This window comes from Microbacterium sp. LWH7-1.2, from assembly GCF_038397755.1.
Taxonomy (GTDB): domain Bacteria; phylum Actinomycetota; class Actinomycetes; order Actinomycetales; family Microbacteriaceae; genus Microbacterium.
The window spans coordinates 655,060-675,416 of record NZ_CP151637.1; the positions used below are offsets into that span (position 1 = coordinate 655,060).

A 20,357-nucleotide genomic window follows, 5' to 3' on the forward strand; every position below is an offset into this window, starting at 1 on the left:
GCCCGGTCTGCGAGGCCGGTCGCCGTGACGGGATCCACTTCTTCGGTCCCCTCCTCACCGGCCACCAAAGCGGCCCCGCGGTGGTCGCGCCGTCGTGGAGTCGTCGGCGCGTTCGCCGCCTTCGCGGTGCTCGGCTTCGTCGTCGCCTATATCGGTCCGACCGGGCTCGCGCTGGCGCAGGCCAGCGCCGACGAGGAATCGTCACGGGTCTCGCTCTACGCCAGCGGGCTCGATGACGTGCAGTCGCGCGCCGGCGACGAGGACGCGGTCGACCCGGAGCCCGCGGCGCTCGACCGCGGCAATTACACCGTGTACGTGAAGCCCAAGCCCACGCCGACCGTCCAGGCATCGACCTCGACCTCATCGGGAGGATGGCGTCCGCCGTTCGTGACGCCGGACCCGGGCAGCGCCCAGGCCATCGCCTACGACATGGTGCTGGCGCGCGGGTGGGGCGACGACCAGTTCGCGTGCCTGGTCGCGCTCTGGAAGAAGGAGTCGGGCTGGCGCGTCAACGCGTACAACGCGAGCAGCGGCGCCTACGGCATCCCGCAGGCGCTTCCCGGAAGCAAGATGGCCACCGCCGGCGCCGACTGGGAGACGAACCCCGCGACGCAGATCACCTGGGGTCTCGGCTACATCGGTGGTCGCTATGGCACGCCGTGCGGTGCGTGGGACCACTCGCAGCGCACGGGCTGGTACTGACCCGTGCCGCGGTCGAACCGCCGCCGTCACGACTCGAGCGGCGACGACTCATTCGAGCGCCTCCTGGCGGGCTGGAAGCGCAACGAGATGCGTCGCGGCGTCGAGTGGACGGTGCAGCCGGTCTCGGCGGCGCAGGCGCAGAAGCCGTACACGTGCCCCGGATGCGGACGCCAGATCGAGGTCGGCGTCGCGCATCTGGTGGCGTGGCGTGCGGACGGTGTGCTGGGCGACGCCGCCGACCTCGCCGCACGCCGGCACTGGCATCAGCACTGCTGGAAGGTGGCCTGACATGGAGATCCGCGGACCGATGCAGCTGCCCGCGCGCCGCGAGGACATCGAGCTCGAGACTCTGGACGGGCTGACCCTCGTCGGAGAGCTCGCCCTCCCCGAAACCCGCGACCCGGTCGCGACGCTCGTGACGCTGCATCCGCTCCCCACCGCCGGCGGGTTCATGGACTCGCACATCCTCCGCAAGGCCGCGGGCCGACTGCCTGCACTCGCCGATCTCGCGGTGCTGCGGTTCAACACGCGCGGGACGACGTCGACACGGGGCACCAGCGAGGGCTCGTTCGACGGCGGCCGCGCCGAGGCGTTCGACGTCGCGGCGGCGATGGACTTCGTGCGCGAGCGCGGACTCCCGCGCCCGTGGTTCGTCGGCTGGTCGTTCGGGACCGAGCTGGCGCTCAAGTACGGTCGCGACCACAGCGTCGAGGGCGTAGTGCTTCTGTCGCCGCCGCTGCATCGTGCGACCGACGAAGAAGTCGCGGCGTGGGCCGGCGATGAGCGTCGGCTGATCGTGCTCGTCCCGGAATTCGACGACTACCTCCGACCGGATGCTGCGACCCAGCGCTTTGCGAGCGTTCCCGAGGCCGTCCTCATCCCGGTCGAGGGCGGAAAGCATCTGTGGGTGGGGGAGAATCAGACGCGGCGCGTGCTGACCGAGATCGTTGCGGCCGTCAACCCCGACGCGCTTCCGCTGCCCCTGGAGTGGCACGGACCCGCTGCCGAAGCGTGAGGGTCATCACCGTTCGTTCTGGCGTGGGATCACGACCTGGCGGTAGATGATCAGGATGCTGGCCGCCACAGGGATCGCCACCAGGGCGCCGAGGAGGCCCAGCAGGGAACCGCCGGCGAGGGCCGCGATCACGACCACCGCTCCGGGGACCGCCACAGCGCGCCCCATGATGCGCGGCGAGATCACGTACGCCTCGATCTGCATGTAGATCAGGTAGTAGATCGCGGCGATCAGTGCGGTCGTGGGGGAACCCACCACCAGGCACGTGAACACGATGATGATCGAGCCGGTGAGCGTGCCGACGAGAGGGATGAGCGAGAAGAAGAAGGCGATCACCGCGAGCACCGCGGGGAACGGCGCCTCGATGATCGTGAGGAAGATCGCGCTGAGCACGCCGTTGATGAGGCCGAGCGTGACCTGGCCGATGACGTAATAGCCGACCGAGTCGGTGATCTGCTCGCCGAGATCCATGAATCGGGCACGCTTGGATGCCGGGACCAGCTGATAGACGGCGCGCTTCAGGTTCGGTGTTGACGCCGTGAAATAGATCGTGAGGATCAGCACGATGAACGCGCCGGCGAATCCCGCGATGAGCGCACCCATGATCGCGATGATGCTGCCGCCGACCTCGGAGCCGATCGCGCCGACGTCGAGCGAGGCGTACCAGTCTTCGATGTAGCCCCACACCTCATCGACGTTGAGCGCCGGGAATACCGCGCGCAGCCAGTCCTGTATCGCGCCCACCGGGTCGTCGAACTCGCCCTTCTCGGCCAGGTCCTGGATGGTCGTGACGAGCTGGCCGATCTGCTGGACGATGATCGGGACGACCATGAGGATGATGCCTGTGAAGACAGCGAGCACCCCGAGGATCGTGATCAGCACCGCCGCCCAGCGCGGCAGCTTGCGGCGCTCGAGCCACGCGACGATCGGGTCGAGGCCCAGCGAGAGGAAGAGGGCCGTGCCGACGTAGAGCAGGATCGTCTGGAGGTTCTGGATGCTTCCGATGAGCAGCAGCCCGAGGCCGACACCCAGCGTCGCGAGCAGCGCGGTGCGGAACGGGTTGTGCAGCTTCATCGAGTTCCCCCTCAGATCGACGTCGCGTCGATGCATCGTCCGCCCAGGATACGCACCAGCGACGTCCAGCTCCGTGAATGCCGCCTCCCACGCGCCTCACAGGTCGTGTTCGCTAGTCTGAACTGTTGAATCGAAGGGTTGCGCCGTGTCCGCGCGCCCGGGAAAGGTGTTCTTCGTGCGTTTCGTGTGGGCCGTGGCGGCGTTCGTGCTCGCCACCGTGATGATCGGTGCGGGCATCGCCCAGCGGACGATCTTCCAGGGACCCAAGACCGAGACCACGGCGATCTCGGTCGAAGAGCAGACTCCGTATCTCCTCATCGACGGCGCCGTGCTCAATCAGATGCCCGGCACGCAGACGCTGCGGGCCCAGACCGAAGGCGACATCTTCGCCTCGTACGGCCGCACGGCCGACATGGAGGCCTGGCTCTCCGACTCCACGTACACCCACGTCTCGCTGGACGACGAGGGCGGACTCGCGACGACCGTGGTGGAGCCCGAGGTCGACGCGACCGCGGATCCCGCCGTTGACGCGCCGTCCGACGACGCCGCTGCGGGCGACGCCGCCGGTGATGCGACCGGCGGGGAGGATGCCGCCGAGACTACCGGCCGCACCCCCGTCGGATCCGACCTGTGGCTCGACGAGTACCAGCAGACCGACCTCCTCATCGCGCCGCTTCAGCTGCCGGAGGGCATGAGCGTGCTGGTGGCCGCGGACGGCACCGCACCCGCGCCGAGCAAGGTGACGGTCTCGTGGCCGCTGCAGACGTCGACGCCGTGGGCAGGTCCGCTCATCGTCGCCGGCGGCATCCTGATGGCCGTCGGCGTGTTCCTGTACATCCTCGGCATCCGCCACGCGCGCCGCAAGCGCGGTCCTCGCCGCAAGGGCCTGCCGCTGCCGGTCACGGAGCCCATCGATATCGCGATCGACCACGACGACGACAAGGGCGTGATCAGCAGTTCGAAGCCGACGCGTCGCGCCGTCTCGAGCGGCGGCGGGCGACGTGCGTTCGCCGTGCTTCCGGTGGTGGCCGTCTCGGCGCTGCTGTTCTCGGGCTGCTCGGCCGACGCGTGGCCGCAGCTCGGCTCATCGCCGACCCCGTCGCCCACGGCGACCGTGATCGCCCCCGACGGCCAGCAGGCTCCGGCCGTGACGAAGGCGCAGGCCGAGCGCATCCTCACGCGCATTGCCGCCACGGTGGCCGACGCTGATGCCGCGATGGACGGCGACCTCGCCGACACCCGCCTCGAGGGGGCGGCGCTCGCGGCGCGCGACACGAACTACAAGCTCCGCGGCGCAATCGGCGACTACCCGGCGCCGGCCCCGATCCTGGCGAAGCCGCTGGAGATCATCCTCCCGCAGGCCTACGACGACTGGCCGCGCTCGGTCATCGCGGTCGCGGACGATGAGGAGTCCAAGACGTCGAGCATCATGGTGCTGACCCAGCAGGATCAGTGGTCGGCCTACAAGCTGTCGTATGTCGGAAGCCTCGAGGCCTCGACCTCGCTTCCCGACCTCGCGCCGGCCTACATCGGCGCGCCCCAGGTCGAGCCGGACTCGCCGTTCCTCCTGCTGCCGCCGAACGAAGTCGCCGCCGCGTATGCGGACGTCGTCAACAAGGGCGAGCAGAGTGAGTATTACGACCTCTTCGAGGCCGACGGCGACCAGCTCCGAGCCAGCATCGCGGCGGACCGCCAGCGGAGACTCGAAGAATTCAACAAGACTGCGTCGTCGACCGGAACCCTGGAGTTCAGCTCGGCGGCGGGTGTCGAGGCGCCGTTCGCCCTGCAGACGGTCGAGAGCGGGGCGATCGTCGCAGTGAACATCAATGAGATCGACACCGTGAAGCCCACCAACGCCGATGCCGTGATCAAGGTCAACGACAACCGGACGGTCAAGACACTGGCCGGTGTCGACCAGTCGCAGACCGGATTCGCGACCACCTTCAGCGACCAGGTGTTCTTCTACGTGCCCGGTCCGGGTTCGAACGAGAAGATCCGTCTGCTCGGTTACTCGTCCGACATCCTCGATGCGAAGATTCTGTAGTGACCGATCCCACTCTGGGCGCCTCGCTGCGCGGCGCCGTCGACCTGTCCTCCCTCCGCAACCGTCCGGCGCCCGGCGCTCCGGGTGAGGAGGCGCCGGCCGGCGCCGGTGTAGCCGTCCCGTCGCTCGTCCTGGACGTCACCGACGAGACGTTCCCGCAGGTGCTCGAGCTGTCGCGCACCGTTCCTGTTGTCGTGGACCTCTGGGCCGAATGGTGCGGCCCCTGCAAGCAGCTGAGCCCGATCCTCGAGAAGGTCGTGATCGAGCTCGGCGGACGCGTCGTGCTCGCCAAGGTCGACGTGGATGCGAATCCCCAGCTCTCGCAGGCCTTCCGGGCGCAGTCGATTCCGATGGTCGTTGCTCTCGTCGCGGGCCAGCCTGTCCCGATGTTCACCGGCGCCGTGCCCGAGCAGCAGGTGCGCGAGGTGTTCGCACAGCTCCTTCAGCTCGCTGACCAGAACGGCGTGACCGGCTCCGCCTCGGTCGACGGGGAATCCCCGCAGGAGCCCCCCGCAGAGCCGCCCCTGCCGCCGCTGCACGCGGAGGCATTCGCGGCCATCGAGGAAGGTGACTACGCCCGTGCGGTCGCCGCGTACGAGAAGGCTCTCGTCGAGAACCCCCGCGACGCCGAGGTGCGCGCCGGTCTCGGCCAGGTGCGCCTGCTCGACCGGGTGCAGGGTGTCGATCTCCAGGCGGCGCGTGCGGCCGCAGCATCCGCCCCTCAGGACGTGGCCGCGCAGTTCACCGTCGCCGATCTCGACCTCGCGGGCGGGCATGTGGAGGACGCCTTCGGGCGCTTGCTGGATCTGTTCGCCCAGCTTCCCGCCGACGAGCGCACCCCGGTGCGCGAGCGGCTCGTCGAGCTGTTCGCGCTTGTCGGCGATGCCGACCCGCGCGTGATCGCGGCCCGCGGCCGCCTCGCTTCGCTGCTCTTCTGAGCAGCCCCGCACCCGACGGCGCGACCCTCTCGCGGACGAGGGCTCCAGGTGCACCCGGAGCCCTCGTCGCGCGTCTGACGATCTTCAGCCCTGGGTCGGCGACGGGATGTGCGCGCCGGTCCGGTGGCGCAGCCAGAGCACTCCCAGCGGCGGCAGCACGAGGGCCGCGCGTCCGCCGGCGCCCGCGTGGACGACGCCGAGGTTGCCGACGCCCGACCCGCCGTACACCTGCGCATCGGTGTTGAGGATCTCGTCCCAGACTCCGGTCTCGGGCAGGTCGAGTTCGTACGAGATCGGGTTTCCGGAGAAGTTCGCGGCTACGACGATCGTGTTGCCGTGCCAGTCCCGTCGCGCGAACGCGATCACATTGGGATTCCACTTCGGAGCACCGAGTCGGGTGAACGCCGCGCCGTCGCTGTCGCGCGCCCACAGGGCGGAATGCTCCCGATAGATCCGGTTGAGCGCCCCGACGAACTGCTGGAGCTGTGCGTGGGTGGGCTGATCGAGCAGCCACCAGTCGAGCGAACGGCCTTCGGACCACTCCGAGAGCTGCCCGAACTCCTGGCCCATGAACAGCAGCTGCTTGCCCGGGTGGCCCCACATGTAGGCGAGAAAGGCGCGCATGTTCGCGAGCTTCTGCCAGTGGTCGCCGGGCATGCGGGAGATGAGGCTGCCTTTTCCGTGGACGACTTCGTCGTGGCTGATCGGGAGCACGTAGTTCTCGCTGAACGCGTACACGAACGAGAACGACAGTTCGCCCTCGTGATGCGATCGATAGATCGGATCGCGCTTGATGTACTGGAGCGAGTCGTTCATCCAGCCCATGTTCCACTTGAACCCGAATCCCAGACCGGCCTGGTTCGTGGGAGCCGTGACCCCGGGGAAGCTCGTGGACTCCTCGGCGATCATCGCGATGCCCGGGTAGCGCTTGTACGCGGTGGCGTTCACCTCCTGCAGGAAGTGGATCGCCTCGAGGTTCTCGCGTCCGCCGTGCACGTTCGGCGCCCACTCGCCGTCCTCGCGGGAGTAGTCGAGGTACAGCATTGAAGCCACGGCGTCCACGCGCAGTCCGTCGACATGGAACTCCTCGAACCAGTACAGCGCGTTCGCGACGAGGAAGTTGCGCACTTCGTTGCGGCCGTAGTCGAAGATGTACGTGCCCCAGTCGCGGTGTTCTCCGCGCCGCGGGTCGGCGTGCTCGTACAGCGGCTCGCCATCGAAGCGTGCGAGGGCGAAGGCGTCCTTGGGGAAATGCCCCGGGACCCAGTCCATGATGACGCCGATGCCGGCCTGGTGGAGCCGGTCGATGAGGTACCGGAGGTCGTCGGGGTGCCCGAAGCGGCTGGTCGGTGCGTAGTAGCCCGTGACCTGGTAGCCCCAGGACCCACCGAAGGGATGCTCGGCGAGCGGGAGGAACTCGACATGCGTGAAGCCCTGCGCGCTCACGTAGTCGATGATCTGGACGGCGGCCTCACGGTACGACAGCCCCTGGCGCCAGGAGCCGAGATGCAGCTCGTAGACCGACATCGGCCGCGACACGGGGGTCGACTTGGCGCGCTGCGCGAGCCAGGCGGCATCGCCCCACGAGTACGAGGAGCGGACGACCACCGATGCCGTAGCCGGCGGCACCTCTGCGAACCGGGCCATCGGGTCGGCCTTGAGCACCCAGTCGCCGCCCCGCGCCCGAAGCTCGAACTTGTAGGTCGCGCCTTGGCCGACGCCGGGGACGAAGAGCTCCCACACGCCGCTCCCGCCCATCGAGCGCATCGCGTGGCCCTGGCCGTCCCAGCCGTTGAAGTCGCCCACCACGCGCACGGCTCGGGCATTCGGCGCCCACACGGTGAAGGCGGTGCCCAGAGAGCCGCCGTGCTCGCGCTCATGCGCGCCGAGCACCCGCCACAGCTCCTCGTGGCGCCCCTCGCCGATCAGATGGAGGTCGAGCTCGCCGATGGTGGGGGAGTGACGGTACGGATCGTCCGCGGTGAAGTCGGGCCCGTGGGGGTAGCTGGTCAGCAGCTCGTACGGGCTGAGTCCTCCCGCGCGCGTGCCCTCCCAGATCCCTGCGCGCACGTGCTCCAGCGGTACGCGGGTGCCGTCGGCGAACACGGCGGTGACGCTGCGGGCCAACGGCCGCCGGGCGCGCACGATCCAGGTCGCGGTGCCCTCGGCATCCGTGTCGGGATGTATGCCGAGGACGGAGTGGGGGTCGTGGTGCGAGCCCGTCGCGACGGCATCGAGGATCTGGTCGGCGGGCATCATCGGGACTCCTTCACGTGGAGGATGTGGACCGGGTCGGTGAACGCGTCGAGCATCACGTAGTTGTGATCCGACCACGTCCATCGCGCCCCGGTGACGAGGTCCTCGACCTCGTACGGCGTACCCGGCTCGACGCCCCACACGCGGGTGTCGAGGTGGACCATCGTCTGACGCACCGAGTGGGGATCGGTGTTGACGACGACGATGATCGTGTCGCTGCGGCCGTCGGGCGAAAGCGCCGCATCGAGATGCTTGGCGTACACCAGGATCGCGTCGTCGTCGCTCCAATGGACGCTGAGGTTGCGAAGCTGCCGCAGCGCCGGATGCGCGCGCCGGATCTCGTTGAGGCGCGTCAGGAAAGGGGCGAGTGAGTCGCCCCGCTCGATCGCGCCGGCCCAGTCCCGGAACTTGTACTCGTACTTCTCGTTGTCGATGTTCTCTTCCGACCCCGGGCGCGCCACGTTCTCGTAGAGCTCGTACCCCGCGTACACGCCGTACGTCGGGGCCGCCGTCGCTGCGATCGCCGCGCGGATCGCGTACGCCGGCCGACCTCCGAACTGCAGGAACTCGGTGAGGATGTCGTGGGTATTGACGAAGAGGTTGGGCCGCATGAAGTCCGCGGTGTCATGCGCCACCGACGAGAGGAACTCTTCCAGTTCGCGCTTGGTGTTGCGCCACGTGAAGTACGAGTAGCTCTGCTGGAACCCGACAGCCGCCAGACTCTGCATCACGGCGGGTCGCGTGAATGCCTCGGAGAGGAAGATCGCGTCGGGATGCTCGGCGTTCACGGTGGCGATGAGCCACTCCCAGAACTGCAGAGGCTTGGTGTGCGGGTTGTCGACCCGGAAGATCTTGACGCCCTGCGAGATCCAGTGCCGCACCACCCGAAGCACCTCGGCGTAGATTCCCGCCGGATCGATGTCGAAGTTGATCGGATAGATGTCCTGGTACTTCTTCGGCGGGTTCTCCGCGTAGGCGATCGAGCCGTCGGGAAGTGTCGTGAACCATTCCGGGTGCTCCGTCACCCAGGGATGATCGGGCGACGCCTGGAGGGCGAGGTCAAGGGCGACCTCGAGGCCGTGCTGCTGCGCGGCGCGGACGAATGCGCGGAAGTCCGCGGGCGAGCCGAGCTCGGGATGGATGGCGTCGTGACCCCCTTCGGGTGCCCCGATCGCATATGGGGATCCGGGATCGCCGGGCAGGGCATCCAGGGTGTTGTTGCGGCCCTTCCGGTTCGTCTGCCCGATCGGATGGATGGGCGGAAGGTAGGCGACGTCGAACCCCATCTCCGCCACCGCGGGCAGGCGCTTGGCGGCCGTGCGGAAGGTGCCGCTCTTGATCGTGCCGTCCTTGAGTCGACGGGCGCCCTCGGAGCGCGGGAAGAACTCGTACCATGCCCCGACACCGGCGCGTTCGCGTTCGACGAGCAGTTCCATGTCGTCGCCGATGGTGACAAGCGACATCAACGGTCGCTGGTGGAAACAACGTGCGATCGCCGGATCCTCGACGATCGACAGCGCCGCGGCGTCGTCGACCTCGGAGTCACGCAGCGATGCGGCCGCGTCGGCGAGCATCCGGCGCTCCGCCACGGGACGCCCCCGCTCGGCACCGGCCCGTTCGAACAGGCGGGCGCCCATCTCACGCATGAGAGACGCATCCACCCCCGCCGCGATCTTGAGGGATGCGGCGTGCTCCCACGTGGCGAAGTCATCGCCGAACGACTCGAAGCGGAAGCGCCAGACGCCCTGCTCGAGCAGCGCCACCTCGGTGCGCCACCGGTCCAAGCCGTCCTCGAGCGGCTCGAGGCGGTGCAGCGATTCGTCGCCCGAGGGCGAGACCAGCCGCACCTGCACGCCGATGCGGTCGTGCCCCTCCCGGAATGACGTCACCCCGAACGGCACGACCTCGCCGACGAACGCCTTGGGCCTGTAGTCACCCCACGGAACGGCGGGTGAGGGCTTGGCGAGCGGAATGCGCGGCGCTGCGGTGTCGGGCTCAGTCTGCCCGGCACGGGTCTTGCGGACAGGGAGGGCAGAGGCGCTCCGCCACGGATGGGAGCGCACGGAGCGCGTCTTCGTGACCACGTCTCGAACCTATCGCGCGCCCGAGCGGGATGACAGCGACGTGACGCGGCGCCGCGATTTCGGCGACGGATCCGGGTTACTCGGCACGGAAGAGACGCATCGACGTGCCGGCGAGCGCGACGGTGTCGCCGGGGCCGAAGACCTCCGCGCTCTCCGACGGCGTCTCGTCGGCGCTCGACCACAGCGACACGAAGCTGGCCACGCCCTCCACATCGGGGAGTGTGACCTCGATCGGACGCTCGGTGCCGTGGACCATGAGGAGCACTCGGTTGAAGCGCTCGAACTCGGGCGTCGAGGCGGCCACGTACTGCAGCGTGCGATGGGACGGATCGGTCCACCGTTCGATCGACATCGTCTCGCCGTGCTCGTCGTACCACTCCATGACGGATGCCGAAGGCGTGCGTTCGCCGAGCCGCGCGAAGCGGCTGGGCCGTAGCGCCGGGTTCTCGCGCCGCAGGCGCAGAAGGTGGCGCACATGGCTGTACAGATCCTGCTGCCACGGAGCGTGCTCCCACGACAGCCATGTCAGGACCGAGTCGTGGCAGTACGCGTTGTTGTTGCCGCGCTGCGTGCGGGCGAACTCGTCGCCGGCGGTCAGCATGGGCACACCGGCCGACAGCAGCAGCGTGCCCAGCAGGTTGCGCATGGCCTTGCGCCGCGTCGCGAGGATGCGCTCGTCGTCGGTGGGTCCCTCAGCGCCGTGGTTGAAGGAGCGGTTGGTGTCGGCTCCATCGCGGTTGTGCTCGCCGTTGCCGAGGTTGTGCTTGACGTCGTACGACACCAGATCGCGCAGGGTGAAGCCGTCGTGGGCGGTCACGAAGTTGACGCTCGCGAGCGGACCGCGCACGTCGGCGAAGGTGTTCGCGGATCCCGCGAGGCGGTTGGCGAACCCCCCGATCCCGACCGGCGACGTCGAGGCACGCCGCGCGTAGTCCACGTCGCTCAGCCAGAAGTTGCGGACGCGATCGCGGTAGCGATCGTTCCACTCGCTCCAGCCGTCGCCGAAGTTGCCGGTCTGCCATCCCCCCATGCCGACATCCCACGGCTCGGCGATCATCTTCGCGCCCGCGAGCGCAGGGTCGTCCAGGATGGCGCGCAGAAGCGGATGCTCGGGCGTGAACACATGCCCCGCGTCCCGTCCGAGCGTCGCGGCGAGGTCGAACCGGAAGCCGTCGATCTGCACATCGTTCGCCCAGTAGCGCAGGGAGTCCAGCACCAGGCGGGCCGCAGCATCCGTCGACGTGTCCACCGAGTTTCCGCAGCCGGTGACGTCGATGTACGCGCCGTCCTCCTGCTGGCGGTAGTAGGCCCGGTTGTCGATGCCGCGCAGACTCGAGCGCGGACCGCCGATGCCCTCTTCGGCGGTGTGGTTGTAGACGACGTCGAGGATCACCTCGAGCCCCGCCTCGTGCAGCAGCTTCACCATGCCCTTGAACTCGCGCAGGACGGCCTCGGGCCCCTGCCGACGAGCATCCTCGGTGGCGTACGCGGCGTGCGGGGTGAAGAAGTTCAGGGAGTTGTAGCCCCAGTAGTTGGTGAGCCCGTGCTGGAGCAGTCGCGGTTCGGTCGTGAACGCGTGCACCGGGAGCAACTCGATGCTGGTGACGCCGAGGTCGAGGAAGTGCTGCACCATCGCCGGGTGGGCGAGGCCCGCGTACGTGCCGCGCAGGGCGCCGGGGACGTCGGGATGCCGCTTCGACATGCCCTTCAGGTGACCCTCGTACAGCACCGTGCGGTCCATCGGGATGGCGGGCTTGGCGACACCTGCCCAGTCGAACGATCCGTGGACCACCTCGGAGCGCCAGCCGTCGTAGCCGGTCCGGACGAGTCCGCGCGAGTAGGGCTCGAGCAGGAGCGTCCCACGGTTGAAGGTGTTGCCCGGCGCGTGCGGGCCGTCGACGCGGATCGCGTAGCGCGTGCCCGGGCGCAGCAGCGGCGTCGTGATCTCCCACACGCCGCCGCCGATCGCGACGAGGGGGTCGGTCGCGGTGATCCAGTCGAGGTCGGTGTCGTCGAAGACGACGAGGTCGATCGCGTCCGCCGAGTCCGACCACACCCGCAGGCGTGCACCCCCGTCGATGAGCACGACCCCCAGCCCGTCGAGCTCTGGGTCCAGCAGACCCGCGGCAGGCGGCGAGATGACGGAGACCGGGCTGATCATGCGGACTACCATAACCATGGTCCGAGTCGGCGGTGTTACGGCACCAGGTCCCACCCGGACACGGAACCCGGATGCAGCACCCGCCGCTTCCGATCGCGAAGGAAGGCCGACCGGTCATGAGCGACGTGCGGATCTATCTCGATCACGCCGCGACCGCGCCGCTGCGACCGGAGGCGCGGGACGCGTGGATCTCCGCCGCGGCGACGGTGGGCAACGCCTCGTCCATCCACGGCGCGGGCCAGCACGCGCGACGCGTCCTCGAGGAGGCTCGCGAGCGCGTCGCCGCGGTGGTGGGTGCCGACCCGATCGAGGTCGTCTTCACCTCGGGCGGCACCGAGGCCGTCAACCTCGGGGTGAAAGGCCTCTGGTGGGCGCGCGGACGGGACACCGACGCCGTCGTGCTCCCGGACGGCGAGCATCACGCGACACTCGACGCGTCCGAATGGCTCGAGGCCCAGGGCGCGCAGCTGCGGCACGTCGGCATCGACGACACCGCTCGCATCCGTCTCGACGAGTTCGGTGCGGCCCTGTCCGGCGCCGCCCTGGCCACCGCCCTCGTCGCGAACAACGAAGCCGGCACGGTGAACGACGCGGCCGCACTGTCGGCCGGCGCCGCGGGTGCCGGCGTCCCCCTGCACCTGGACGCGGTCGCAGCGTTCGGCCACGTGCCGGTGTCGTTCCGCGACTGGCGAGGCGAGGCTCATGGCCGCGCGGGCCTCGCGGCCATGAGCGTGTCGGCCCACAAGATCGGCGGCCCGACGGGCGTCGGCGCGCTCGTGGTCGCACGCGGCGCGGAACTCACCGCGCTCCTGCACGGCGGCGGTCAGCAGCGGCGGCTGCGCGCCGGCACGCAGGACGTGCCGGGGGCGGCCGCCTTCGCCGTCGCGGCCGAGCTCGCGGAGGCGGAACGCGTGTCGGAGGCGCGGCGACTCGCTGCCCTGCGGGAGCGTCTGGTGCGCGGCACCCTGAGCTCCGTCCCCGATGCGGAGCTGCTGGGAGACCCGATCGACCGCCTGCCCGGCAACGCGCACCTGCTCTTCCCCAGGGCGTCGGGAGAGGCGCTGCTCTTCCTGCTCGACATGGCCGGCGTCGAGGTATCCACCGGGTCGGCGTGCCAGGCGGGCGTGCCGGAGCCGTCGCATGTCGTCCTCGCGATGGGACGGACGGATGCCGAGGCACGCCAGGTGCTGCGGTTCACGCTCGGTCGCACCACCGGCGATGCCGACGTCGACGCCGTGCTCGCTGTGCTGCCGGGGCTCGTCGAGCGCGCGAGAGCGGCGTCCGGGCCACGGTCAGGCAGGGGTTCGTAGACTGGACCCATGCGGATCCTTGCGGCCATGAGCGGTGGAGTGGACTCCGCCGTCGCGGCCGCACGGGCCGTCGAGGCGGGTCACGACGTCGTCGGCGTGCACCTGGCGCTCTCGCGCGCGGGCGGAACGCTGCGCACCGGCAGCCGCGGCTGCTGCACGATCGAGGACGCGATGGACGCCCGCAGGGCCGCCGACCGGCTCGGCATCCCCTTCTACGTGTGGGACTTCTCCGAGCGGTTCCGCGATGACGTGATCGACGACTTCGTCGCCGAGTACCGCGCGGGCCGCACCCCGAACCCGTGCATGCGGTGCAACGAGAAGATCAAGTTCGCCGCCCTGCTGGAGCGCGCGCTCGAGCTCGGCTTCGACGCGGTGTGCACGGGCCATTACGCCACGCTGATCGACGGCGCGGAGGGGCTCGAACTGCATCGGGCATCGGACGCCGCGAAGGACCAGTCCTACGTGCTCGGCGTCCTGAACGCCGAGCAGCTCGCGCACACGTACTTCCCGCTCGGAGCGACGCCGTCGAAGGCCCTCGTGCGCGCCGAGGCGGAGGAGCGCGGCCTGACCGTCGCCCACAAGCCCGACAGCCACGACATCTGCTTCATCCCCGACGGCGACACGCGCGGCTGGCTCGCCGAGAAGGTCGGTGCGGAGCGCGGCGACATCGTCGACCGGACCGGCGCCGTGGTGGGCGCGCACGAGGGCGCCCACGCCTTCACGGTCGGCCAGCGCCGCGGTCTGCAGCTCGGCGTTCCGGCGCCGGACGGCAAGCCCCGCTTCGTGCTCGAGGTGCGGCCCGTGTCCAACACGGTCGTGGTCGGTCCCAAGGAGGCCCTCGCCACCGCCGAGATCGCGGGGGAGCGGTACTCCTGGGCGGGGCGCCCGCAGCCCGCGGGCGAGTTCGCCTGCCACGTCCAGATCCGCGCGCACGCCGAGCCGGTTCCGGCGATCGCGACGCTGGCCGACGACGTGCTCACGGTCGTCCCGGCGGAGCCGTTCGACGGCGTCGCACCGGGCCAGACCGCGGTGCTCTACGACGGCACGCGCGTGATCGGCCAGTTCACGATCGATCGCACGGTCTCGGCCGTCCCGGTCGACGCCTAGATGTGATGTCCAGGCAGGTTGTTGATCCTGCTGATGGGTGGGGCTCCGATTGCGGAGTGTCGCCTGTGGTGATTGTAGAAGTGGATCCAGCCGGGCAGGGCGTCGCGGCGTTCGGTCTCTGACGGGTAGAACTTCGCGTAGGCCCATCCGTCGGCCAGCGTGCGGTGGAAGCGCTCGATCTTGCCGTTGGTCTGCGGGCGGTACGGGCGGGTGCGCTTGTGTCTGATGCCGAGGTCGGCGCAGGCGTCTCGCCAGGCAAGGGACCGGTAGCAGGAGCCGTTGTCGGAAAGGACGCGCTCGACGGTCACGCCGTGATCGGCGAAGAACGCGATCGCGCGGGTGAGGACGCCGACGGCAGTCTCGGCTCGCTCGTCGTCGTGCTCTTCGACATAAGCCACCCGCGAGTTGTCGTCGACGACGGTGTGGAAGAACCCGGTGCCGGTCCTCGGCTTGTGGTCCTTGCCGCGCGGCAGTCCTGGCGTCTCGAGCTTGTTCCGGGCGCCCTGCTGCCGTCCGACGAACCGGTGCCCGCCGCCGTCGGGGATGCGACCGAACTTGGTGACATCGACGTGGATCAGTGCGCCGGGATGGTCGTGCTCATAACGGCGGATCGGCTCCCCGGTGACCCGGTCGATCGCGGAGAGGCGGTTGAGGCCGCAACGCACCAGAACCGCGTGAACGGTCGACGGAGCCAGACCGAGCTCACCGGCGATCTGGACCGGGCCCAGCCGACGCCGCCAGCGGGCCTTCACGATCTTCTTCACAACCGGCGACGGCGTCTTCGCAGGCATCGAGCGGGGGCGGCTCGACCGATCCGACATCCCCGCCGGCCCCTCGGATCGGAATCTGGCCGCCCACTTCCGGGCTGTCACGGTCGAGACCATGAACATCTTCGCTGCCACCTGCAGTGGCCACCCCTCGTCGACGATAAGGCGCGCGAGGCGCAGTCGGGCACGGGGAGTCAGAGCAGCGTTAGCGTGGGACACGAGGGCCTCCTGCGTTCGTGAAGCGGTTGAACTAGACAGCTCCACTTCACAACCGGGAGGCCTTCGCTACTCAGCTACTCCGGGCGTGTCCCGAAACAACGTCCCTGGACATCACACCTAGATCCGGAAACGGATGCCGCGGCCCGCAGGGGCGGTCCGCCGCCCTGGCGGTGTCGGCCCCCGCTCCTAGACTGGTGCGGTGACGGATGACCTCGGTACGCCAGCCTCCGCGCCGCTCGCAGCGGCGGCACCTCTTCCCTCCGACGCCGGTCTGGAGGCCTCGCGCACCGAAGCGCAGGAGCTGACGGACCGAATCATCGGCGCCCGCGACGCCTATTACGGGCGCAACGCCGAGCTCGTCGATGACGCGACCTACGACGGCTGGATGCATCGGCTGGAAGAGCTCGAGCGACTGCACCCCGAACTCCAGGGCCAGGACTCGCCCACTCAGACCGTCGGCGCCGCGGAGAGCTCGATGTTCGCGCCGGTCGAGCATGCCGAGCGGATGCTGAGCCTCGACAACGTCTTCAGCCTCGACGAGCTGCGGGATTGGTGCGTCAAGACCGAGTCGGCGGCCGGCCGCAGAGTGCGATGGCTCACCGAGCTCAAGATCGACGGGCTCGCCATCAGCCTCCGTTACGAGCGCGGCGTGCTGACGTCGGCGGCGACGCGCGGCGACGGCCGCACCGGCGAGGACGTGACGGACAACGCCGTCCGTGTCGCGGGCATCCCGCAGCGGCTCGAGGGCGGCGGGCATCCCGACCTCGTGGAGGTGCGGGGCGAGGTGTTCATCCCCGTCGCGGCGTTCGAGGCACTGAACGCACTGCAGGCCGATATGCGCGACCGTGCCGTCGAAGAGACGCGCGCCCGCACCCGGGTGTTCGACGAGACCAAGGCCCGCGTGAGCGCGGAGCGGCGGTTCCCGTCCTTCGCCAACCCGCGCAACGCGGCCTCGGGCGGCCTGCGCCAGCAGCTCGACAAGAAGGACGGCCTCGAGCGCGAGGCAGGGCAGGCACGGCTCGACTCCCTCCGATTGTTCGTCCACGGAATCGGTGCATGGAGCAATCCGCCGGTGGATTCGCAGAGCGAGACGTACGGGCTGCTCGCCGAGTGGGGCCTTCCGACGAGCCCGTACTTCCAGACGGCCGACGAGATCGACGGCGTGCTCGACTTCGTCGCCCACTACGGCGAGCACCGCCACGACGTCGAGCACGAGATCGACGGCGTCGTCGTCAAGGTCGACGAGCTCGCGCTGCACGATGAGCTCGGCGCGACCAGCCGCGCGCCGCGGTGGGCGATCGCGTACAAGTACCCGCCCGAGCAGGTCAACACCAAGCTGCTCGACATCGTCGTGTCGGTGGGGCGCACCGGGCGTGCGACTCCGTTCGCCGTCATGGCCCCTGCGCGTGTCGCCGGATCGGTGGTGCGTCAGGCGACGCTGCACAACCAGGACGTCGTCCGGGCGAAGGGGGTGCTGATCGGCGACACGGTCGTGCTCCGCAAGGCGGGCGACGTGATCCCCGAGATCCTCGGCCCCGTGGTCGAGCTCCGCGACGGCACAGAACGCGAGTTCGTCATGCCGGCCGACTGCCCCGAGTGCGGCTTCCCGCTCGCGCCGGCGAAGGAAGGCGACATCGACCTGCGCTGCCCGAACACGCGGGCGTGCCCGGCCCAGGTGCGCGGACGCGTGGAGCACATCGGCTCGCGCGGTGCCCTTGACATCGAGGCGCTGGGGGAGGTCACCGCGGCCGCGCTGACGCAGCCGTCCGTGCCGGAGGTCCCTCCGCTCGAGACCGAGGCGACGCTCTTCGAGCTCACCATCGACCAGCTCGTGCCGATCGAGGTGATCGTGCGCGACGCCGAGACCGGCGAGCCCCGAATCGACGAGAAATCCGGCGAGATCGTGCGGCGGGCGCCGTTCCGGCGCAACCCCACGCCGGCTGAGAAGAAGGCTGGGATCACCGAGCCGCAGCCGTCGACACAGGCGCTGACGCTGATCGATCAGCTGGAGCGGGCGAAGACCAAGGAGCTGTGGCGCTTCCTGGTGGCTCTCAACATCCGCCACGTCGGCCCGGTGGCGGCGCGCGCGCTGGCGCAGTGGTTCGGGTCGGTCGAGGCGATCCGGGATGCGTCGCGCGACGACCTCGCCGCGGTCGAGGGAGTCGGCGGGATCATCGCCGACTCGCTCCGCGAATGGTTCGAAGAGGACTGGCATCGCGACATCGTCTACCGCTGGGCCGCGGCAGGCGCTCGGCTCGCCACCCCCGGACACCCCGGACCCGGCGCGGCGGCCACCGCGGGGGGTGTGCTGGACGGTCTCACCGTCGTCGCGACCGGCTCCCTCGATGGATACAGCCGCGAGGGAGCGCAGGAGGCGATCCTCAAGGCCGGCGGCAAGGCGGCGTCGAGCGTCTCGAAGAAGACCGACTTCGTCGCGGCGGGGCCGGGTGCCGGTTCGAAGCTCGCGAAGGCGGAGGAGCTCGGCATCCGCATCCTCGACGCGGCGCAGTTCCACATCCTGGTCACGCAGGGACCCGAGGCACTCGACGCCCTCGTCCCCGACGCAGGCTGACTCTCCGCCGTCGTCGAACGATGCGCCGGCGGGCGGCGACTGGGATGATGACCGCATGGCGCAATGGCTCTATCGCATCGTCCCCTCGCGGCCCGAGATGGTCGCGGACGCGACGCCGGACGAGCAGCGCATCGTCGGCGCGCACGTCGACTACCTGGTCGACCTGCGAGATCGCGGGACTCTCGTGCTCGCCGGGCGCACCCAGGAGACCGAAGGCACCTTCGGCATCACGATCTTCGAGGCCGACGACGAGGCGGCGGCTCGCGCGATCATGCGCGCCGATCCTGCGGTCGCGGCCGGCGTCTTCGTCGCGTCGCTGCACCCCTATCGGATCGCGGTCGCCCGGGACGGGCTCGAGGGCTGAGCGGTCAGACGCCGGTGTTGAGCGCGAGCAGGCGGTCCCGCACCTGGCGGCGAAGCACCTTGCCGATGAGGGACTTCGGGAGTTCGTCGACCACGTAGATGCGGCGGGGCACCTTGTACGGCGTGAGGATGCCGCGGGCGAAGTCACGGACGGCTTCGACGTCGATCTCCTGGCCGGGTGCGACGACGATCGCTGCCACGACCTCTTCGCCGGAGTGCTCGCTCGGGAGCCCGACGACGGCCGCGTCCTCGACCTGCGGGTGCTGGCGGAGCGCGTTCTCGACCTCGGTCGGGGCGACGTTGAACCCGCCCGTGATGATGAGCTCTTTGATGCGGTCCACGATGCGCACGAACCCGGCCTCGTCGATCGTGACGATGTCGCCGGTGCGGAACCATCCCTCGGTGAAGACCGCCTCGGTCTCCTCGGGCTTGCCGTAGTAGCCGCCGAAGACCTGCGGTCCGCGCACGACGAGCTCGCCGCGCTCGCCGGCAGGGACGTCCTGCGTGGGGTCGTCGGGATCGACGACGCGGCACTCCGTGCCGGGCAGGGGCAGGCCGACGGTCCCCGGAACGCGGTTGTCGGCGACCGGGTTCGCCATCAGCACCGGCGAGCATTCGCTGAGCCCGTAGCCTTCGACGAGGAATCCGCCGGACGCCGCCTCGAAGGGCACCACGAGCTCGTGCGGCAGCGCCATGGCGCCCGAGATCGCGACCTCGGTGCCCACGAGCGATACGCCCTTCTCCTGTGCCGCTTTGAGCAGGCGGTCGGCGATCGGCGGGACCAGCGGCAGGAACGTCGCGGGGTGCTTCTTCGTCACGTCCAGCACCATGTCGGGGTCGAAGCGCGGGAAGAGCACCAGCCGCGCGCCCATCGACATCGCGAAGGTGAGGCAGAGGGTCAGTCCGTAGGCGTGGAACATCGGCAGCACGGCGTAGACGACGCAGCCGTCTCCGCGGACGATCGACGGCACCCACGCACGTGCCTGCGCCGCGTTCGAGAGCAGGTTCCGGTGCGTGAGCGAGGCGCCCTTCGGGGTGCCCGTCGTGCCGCTCGTGTACTGGATGAGCGCGAGATCGTCGGTGGCCGGGCGCGGGTGGGATGCCGGCAGCGGCGACGATCCGACGACCCGCTCCCACGCCACCGTGCCGGAGACGCGCTCGGAGAGCGCCTCGCGCGCCTCGCGGGCCTTCGCGATGGGGAGCTTGAGGGCGAGGCGGGTGCCGAACGGCATCGCCTTGATGACGTCCACTGAGATGAGATTCGTCACCGCGAGGTCGGCGGGGAAGTCCTGCACGGTCGCGACGACCTTCGTCCACACGATCGCATGCTTCGCGCCGTGGTCTTCGAACTGCTTGCGCAGCTCGCGGGCGGTGTACAGCGGGTTGTGCTCGATCACGACGGCGCCGAGGCGCAGGATCGCGTAGAACGCGACGATGTGCTGCGGGCAGTTCGGCAGCACGATGGCGACGGGGTCGCCCGCCTTCACGCCGAGATCACGCAGTCCTGCCGCCGCGCGCTCGATCTGCTCGTGCAGCGAGCGGTACGACGTCTCGCGTCCGAAGAACTGCAGGGCCGCAGCATCCGGGTAATCGCGTGCCGACGCGGCGACGATGTCGACGAGGGAACCGGTCACCGGGGCGAGGTCCTCCGGGACGCCTTCGGCGTAGCTGGCGATCCAGGGGCGCGGCGGGTCGTAGGTCGTCACGGCCACAGCCTACGCCGGGCACGCCACGGGCCAGTGGTG

General features: G+C 69.8%; 15 protein-coding genes. 9 read left to right on the forward strand and 6 right to left on the reverse strand.

Annotated elements, in window-relative coordinates; all coding sequences use genetic code 11:
* The first annotated feature begins 24 nt into the window (after positions 1–24).
* From MRBLWH7_RS03105 to MRBLWH7_RS03115, 3 genes are read left to right on the forward strand one after another with little or no spacing between them, the layout of a single operon-like run.
* Positions 25–702 carry a lytic transglycosylase domain-containing protein gene (locus tag MRBLWH7_RS03105; protein WP_341999054.1) on the forward strand — a complete coding sequence of 226 codons (678 nt, stop codon included), beginning with the start codon at positions 25–27 and terminating at the stop codon, positions 700–702.
* A 3-nt stretch (positions 703–705) separates the two neighbouring features.
* Positions 706–990 carry a hypothetical protein gene (locus MRBLWH7_RS03110; protein ID WP_341999056.1) on the forward strand — a complete coding sequence of 95 codons (285 nt, stop codon included), beginning with the start codon at positions 706–708 and terminating at the stop codon, positions 988–990.
* Between the two features lies 1 nt (position 991).
* A complete protein-coding gene (locus MRBLWH7_RS03115) occupies positions 992–1,717 on the forward strand; it encodes an alpha/beta fold hydrolase (RefSeq protein ID WP_341999058.1) in 726 nt (241 codons plus the stop codon).
* Positions 1,718–1,723: 6 nt separating this feature from the next.
* Here MRBLWH7_RS03115 and MRBLWH7_RS03120 read toward each other — a convergent pair whose 3' ends face one another.
* Positions 1,724–2,791, reverse strand: coding sequence for an AI-2E family transporter (locus MRBLWH7_RS03120; RefSeq protein WP_341999060.1), 1,068 nt, complete (start codon positions 2,789–2,791; stop codon positions 1,724–1,726).
* Between the two features lie 145 nt (positions 2,792–2,936).
* Between MRBLWH7_RS03120 and MRBLWH7_RS03125 the strand changes: the two genes are divergently transcribed.
* Positions 2,937–4,835: a glycosyl transferase gene (locus MRBLWH7_RS03125; RefSeq protein WP_341999062.1), complete on the forward strand. Its 1,899-nt coding sequence runs from the start codon at positions 2,937–2,939 to the stop codon at positions 4,833–4,835.
* Entirely contained in the window at positions 4,835–5,773 is a 939-nt protein-coding gene (locus MRBLWH7_RS03130) for a tetratricopeptide repeat protein (RefSeq protein ID WP_341999064.1), read from the forward strand. Before MRBLWH7_RS03125 ends, MRBLWH7_RS03130 begins: the two co-directional genes overlap by 1 nt.
* Positions 5,774–5,857: 84 nt before the next feature.
* Here MRBLWH7_RS03130 and glgB read toward each other — a convergent pair whose 3' ends face one another.
* The 3 genes from glgB to glgX form a co-directional block, all read right to left on the reverse strand.
* Positions 5,858–8,032 carry a 1,4-alpha-glucan branching protein GlgB gene (gene glgB / locus MRBLWH7_RS03135; RefSeq protein WP_341999066.1) on the reverse strand — a complete coding sequence of 725 codons (2,175 nt, stop codon included), beginning with the start codon at positions 8,030–8,032 and terminating at the stop codon, positions 5,858–5,860.
* A complete protein-coding gene (locus tag MRBLWH7_RS03140; RefSeq protein ID WP_342001892.1) occupies positions 8,029–10,002 on the reverse strand; it encodes a maltotransferase domain-containing protein in 1,974 nt (657 codons plus the stop codon). The genes glgB and MRBLWH7_RS03140 overlap by 4 nt, the downstream gene beginning before the upstream one ends.
* A 187-nt stretch (positions 10,003–10,189) precedes the next feature.
* Positions 10,190–12,274: a glycogen debranching protein GlgX gene (glgX, locus tag MRBLWH7_RS03145; RefSeq protein WP_341999068.1), complete on the reverse strand. Its 2,085-nt coding sequence runs from the start codon at positions 12,272–12,274 to the stop codon at positions 10,190–10,192.
* A gap of 125 nt (positions 12,275–12,399) precedes the next feature.
* On the opposite strand from glgX, the gene MRBLWH7_RS03150 reads away from it, so the two are divergent.
* Positions 12,400–13,584, forward strand: a complete 1,185-nt coding sequence (locus tag MRBLWH7_RS03150) for a cysteine desulfurase family protein (RefSeq protein ID WP_342001894.1) — start codon at positions 12,400–12,402, stop codon at positions 13,582–13,584.
* A gap of 9 nt (positions 13,585–13,593) precedes the next feature.
* On the forward strand, positions 13,594–14,691 hold the full coding sequence (gene mnmA / locus MRBLWH7_RS03155; RefSeq protein ID WP_341999070.1) for a tRNA 2-thiouridine(34) synthase MnmA: 1,098 nt from the start codon (positions 13,594–13,596) through the stop codon (positions 14,689–14,691).
* Here mnmA and MRBLWH7_RS03160 read toward each other — a convergent pair.
* Positions 14,688–15,677 carry an IS481 family transposase gene (locus MRBLWH7_RS03160; RefSeq protein WP_341995282.1) on the reverse strand — a complete coding sequence of 330 codons (990 nt, stop codon included), beginning with the start codon at positions 15,675–15,677 and terminating at the stop codon, positions 14,688–14,690. The genes mnmA and MRBLWH7_RS03160 overlap by 4 nt on opposite strands.
* Before the next feature lie 199 nt (positions 15,678–15,876).
* Between MRBLWH7_RS03160 and ligA the strand changes: the two genes are divergently transcribed.
* Positions 15,877–18,249 (forward strand): NAD-dependent DNA ligase LigA, encoded by a 2,373-nt coding sequence (ligA, locus tag MRBLWH7_RS03165; protein WP_341999072.1) that lies wholly within the window; start codon positions 15,877–15,879, stop codon positions 18,247–18,249.
* Between the two features lie 55 nt (positions 18,250–18,304).
* A complete protein-coding gene (locus MRBLWH7_RS03170; protein ID WP_341999074.1) occupies positions 18,305–18,613 on the forward strand; it encodes a YciI family protein in 309 nt (102 codons plus the stop codon).
* A 4-nt stretch (positions 18,614–18,617) separates the two neighbouring features.
* Here the strand turns inward: MRBLWH7_RS03170 and MRBLWH7_RS03175 are convergent, their stop codons facing one another.
* Positions 18,618–20,318, reverse strand: coding sequence for a long-chain-fatty-acid--CoA ligase (locus tag MRBLWH7_RS03175; protein WP_341999075.1), 1,701 nt, complete (start codon positions 20,316–20,318; stop codon positions 18,618–18,620).
* Between the last annotated feature and the right edge of the window lie 39 nt (positions 20,319–20,357).

Excerpts from the sequence above, each read along its gene's own strand:
- MRBLWH7_RS03170 (WP_341999074.1), top strand. The coding sequence starts at position 18,305 with ATGGCGCAATGGCTCTATCGCATCGTCCCCTCGCGGCCCGAGATGGTC.
- mnmA (WP_341999070.1), top strand. The coding sequence starts at position 13,594 with ATGCGGATCCTTGCGGCCATGAGCGGTGGAGTGGACTCCGCCGTCGCG.
- MRBLWH7_RS03115 (WP_341999058.1), top strand. The coding sequence starts at position 992 with ATGGAGATCCGCGGACCGATGCAGCTGCCCGCGCGCCGCGAGGACATC.
- glgB (WP_341999066.1), bottom strand. The coding sequence starts at position 8,032 with ATGATGCCCGCCGACCAGATCCTCGATGCCGTCGCGACGGGCTCGCAC.
- glgX (WP_341999068.1), bottom strand. The coding sequence starts at position 12,274 with ATGATCAGCCCGGTCTCCGTCATCTCGCCGCCTGCCGCGGGTCTGCTG.
- MRBLWH7_RS03120 (WP_341999060.1), bottom strand. The coding sequence starts at position 2,791 with ATGAAGCTGCACAACCCGTTCCGCACCGCGCTGCTCGCGACGCTGGGT.